Consider the following 488-nt stretch of genomic DNA (forward strand, 5'->3'; position numbering starts at 1 on the left):
TGTTGATTGCCACTCAGAGCTGACCCGGGGTTGCCACGAGGATCTGACCCGGGTTGTGGGGATGCGGGGTTTGGATTCCGTCAGGTGGGCTGTGGTTTCCTTTCGCGATGGGCCTGGGTGGCGGAGCTGTTCCTGAAGCGGAAGCTGTCGTTGCCGGTCTCCAGGATGTGGCAGTGGTGGGTGAGCCGGTCGAGGAGCGCCGTCGTCATCTTGGCATCACCGAATATCGCCGCCCACTCACTGAAACTGAGATTGGTGGTGATGACGACACTAGTCTGCTCGTAGAGCTTGCTGAGAAGGTGAAACAGCAAGGCACCGCCCGAGGCGCTGAACGGCAGATATCCAAGTTCGTCGAGGATCAGCAGGTCGGTGTGGAGCAGGCGGGCGGCAACCTGTCCTGTCTTCCCGGCGGCTTTCTCCTGCTCGAGAGCGTTGACCAGTTCCACCGTGGGGTAGAACCGCACTCGCTTGCGGTGATGCTCGACCGC

The 488-nt window shown here is 61.3% G+C and carries 1 protein-coding gene; it reads right to left on the reverse strand.

From position 1 onward, the window contains the following. Positions 1–80 precede the first annotated feature (80 nt). The coding region (locus tag ACLF3G_RS29540) for an ATP-binding protein (RefSeq protein ID WP_430672945.1) at positions 81–488 on the reverse strand (408 nt) is incomplete at its 5' end.

The sequence above is a fragment of the Falsiroseomonas sp. HC035 genome (genome assembly GCF_050563525.1).
GTDB lineage: Bacteria > Pseudomonadota > Alphaproteobacteria > Acetobacterales > Acetobacteraceae > Falsiroseomonas.